The 2,543-nt window shown below is 60.6% G+C and carries 1 protein-coding gene and 2 pseudogenes; all 3 read right to left on the reverse strand.

The annotated features are described in order from the left end of the window. Positions 1–75: 75 nt before the first annotated feature. Positions 76–207, reverse strand: a pseudogene (locus tag Q1V60_RS24890) (MFS transporter); the annotation flags it as partial. Positions 208–243: 36 nt separating this feature from the next. After that, entirely contained in the window at positions 244–1,440 is a 1,197-nt protein-coding gene (locus Q1V60_RS24895) for an MFS transporter (protein WP_300635806.1), read from the reverse strand. A 452-nt stretch (positions 1,441–1,892) separates the two neighbouring features. Next, positions 1,893–2,084 (reverse strand): annotated as a pseudogene (locus Q1V60_RS24900) (IS110 family transposase); the annotation flags it as partial. Positions 2,085–2,543: the final 459 nt, after the last annotated feature.

A 2,543-nucleotide genomic window follows, 5' to 3' on the forward strand; every position in this document is an offset into this window, starting at 1 on the left:
CCAACCGCCGTGTTCGTACACGCTGCTGGCAATCGCCGATCTGGCGGACGCGGCTTTGGAGAAGTTGGTGCGTTCTTAAGCGGTTGCGAGCGCTACCAGACGCGAGGCACTGAGGAACCGTAATAACGCCACCAGCGGGAATGCACTGCCCACCAGCGTCACGCCCAGCCAACCGCCGTGTTCATACACGCTGCCGGCAATCGCCGATCTGGCGGACGCGGCTTTGGAGAAGTTGGTGCGTTCTTAAGCGGTTGCGAGCGCTACCTGCCGCGAGGCACTGAGGAACCGTAACAACACCACCAGCGGGAACGCACCGCCCACCAGCATCACGCCCAGCCAACCGCCGTGTTCATACACGCTGCTGGCAATCGCCGAGCCAAAGGCGCCGCCGATAAAGATGCTGGTCATGTACAGCGCGTTCAGGCGGCTGCGGCTGTGGGCGTCGAGGGCGTAGACGGCACGCTGGCCGAGCACCATGTTCATCTGCACGCAGAAGTCCAGCACCACGCCGGTCACCGCCAGGCCGATTACGCTGTACAGCGGGTGCACCAAGGCCGGCAGGAAGCTCAACGCGGCGAACAGCATAGCCAGCAGCGACGCGCGGTGGGTGTGGCCGGCATCGGCCAGGCGCCCGGCGATGGGCGCCGCGACGGCACCCAGGGCGCCAACCAGGGCAAACAGCGCGATTTCGCTCTGGGTCAGGCCGTGATTGCGCGCCAGTTCCAGAGGGGCGGCGGTCCAGAACAGGCTGAAGGTGGCGAACATGCAGCCTTGGTAGAACGCGCGCTGACGCAGAACCGGCTGGCGACGCAACAGGGTGCCCAGCGAGCCCAGCAATTGGCCGTAGCTCGCGCTGTGGTCGGGCTGGCGCTTGGGAATGGTCAGCATCAACACCACACTGATAAACGCCATCAACGCTGCCGCCGCCATGAACATCGCGCGCCAGCCGAAATGGTCCGCCACCACGCTGGACACCGGCCGCGCGAGCAGAATGCCCAGCAGCAACCCGCCCATGATGCTGCCGACCACCCGGCCACGGGACTCGGCCGGTGCCAAATTTGCGGCCAATGGGATCAGGATCTGCACTGACACCGAACTGAAGCCGATCAGCAGCGACACCAGCAGGAACAGGTTGGGCTGCTCGGTGAACGCGGCGCCCAACAGGCTGGCGATGGCCACCACGGTGGTGAAGATCATCAGCCTGCGGTTTTCCAGCAGGTCGCCCAGCGGCACCAGGAAGAACAGGCCCAGGGCATAACCGATCTGCGTCAGCGACACGATCAGGCTGGCCATGGCCGGGGTGAGGCCGATGTCCGGGGCGATCAGTTCGATGATCGGCTGTGCGTAGTAGATGTTCGCGACGATGGCGCCGCAGCAAAACGCAAACAGCATGACCATGCCTCGGGTCATGGTGCCTGTAGCCTGGGAAGTAGCGTTCATGGTGTTTCTCTCGTAAAAGCGAAGGAAGATGGCATGAGAGGGTAAAGACAAGGCTTGAGGGTGAGTAGGCTGCTTGTGGTGATATCACTTATGCAGCGCGATGATACATTTAGACACATCTGCCCGAGCACAATTTTTCTTCCTTAAAAGCCACGCTGAGCACGCATCTGCCTTGCGCAAAAACAACTGTGTGTGGGCTTGCCTGCCAAGACGGGCTTTCAGTCCTGTTTCAGATGACTGGTTCATCGCCATCGCAGCATAGTATCTGCACAACTCAGGGTGCGGAATTGATCTGTGGCGAGGGAGCTTGCTCCCGTGGCGGCGGTGCAGCCTATCGCTATCGGGCTGACGCCCCGCGATCCAAATGTGGGTTGCCTGCTGACAGCCGACAAGGATGCTGGGTTGGTCCGAGTACATATCCGTTGCTTGGGTAACGGCCGCTATGGGTTCCGCTTTTTGGCAAGAAACTTTGACCCGCTACAGGATTCCATGGCGACTTTGCAGGGTGGCATTTGTGCAAGTAATGGCAGCAACTGTCGGCGATTAAGCTTCTTGCGCAATACCTGATGGCCTTGTGCATCTTGGCCGTGCAAGTGGAAGCTGTTCTTGCCAATGTCGATGCCTGGGAGCGTTACGCTGTTCATGAGAATGCCTCCTCAGGAAAAGTGAGAACCTCAGTAATTCAGACCTGAGGTTCTCGCCGGGCTGACCATCTCATTAACGCGCTTGCCCCACCATTCGGTACCTCGCTGAGGCTCGGTGAGCCCGTAACCGACATTGCTTTGGGCCGCCGCCGCCCCGCGCCATCTATGCCGCGGGGCGGCTAAACCGGCGTCCCTGCCGGTTTAACCCCCCAAATCAATATCGAATTGCGGCCAGCGTGATTTAACGGGGCGCCTCGGATCAAGATCAAAAACAGAGCAAGCAGCGTAGTCAGGACAGTCAGTTGTGTAGATACCAATGGCCATCGCAGGCAAGCCATAATGCCGGTCAGTTAAGCGCTAAGCAGAAAAACCTGCGACCTGTGGCGAGGGAGCTTGCTCCCGTTGGGGCGCGAAGCGGCACCAAAAAATGGGACTGCTACGCAGTCCAGCGGGAGCAAA

Source organism: Pseudomonas sp., from assembly GCF_030147005.1.
Taxonomy (GTDB): domain Bacteria; phylum Pseudomonadota; class Gammaproteobacteria; order Pseudomonadales; family Pseudomonadaceae; genus Aquipseudomonas.